Annotated in this window: 1 rRNA gene; it reads left to right on the top strand. The window is 56.7% G+C overall.

The window, feature by feature from the left end:
* Positions 1-114: 114 nt before the first annotated feature.
* Positions 115-201: ribosomal RNA gene (locus IG02_RS0135740) — 16S ribosomal RNA — on the top strand; the annotation flags it as partial.

Raw genomic sequence — 201 nt, 5'->3', positions numbered from 1 at the left:
GTTGGGTTGAGGTTCCTTTGAAACACAACACAGCGAGGATGCTGTGGACCGTCCGGTCTTATTCCGGCCGACGGTTCCGCTCTCGTGTGTGTGAACCGGATGACCGGTGAAGCATTCACGGAGAGTTTGATCCTGGCTCAGGACGAACGCTGGCGGCGTGCTTAACACATGCAAGTCGAACGATGAAGCCTTTCGGGGTGG

Source organism: Streptomyces sp. NRRL F-5135 (assembly GCF_000719775.1).
GTDB lineage: Bacteria > Actinomycetota > Actinomycetes > Streptomycetales > Streptomycetaceae > Streptomyces > Streptomyces hebeiensis.
The sequence above is the reverse complement of the archived record's forward strand: the minus strand, read 5'-3'. Positions and strand labels throughout refer to the sequence as shown.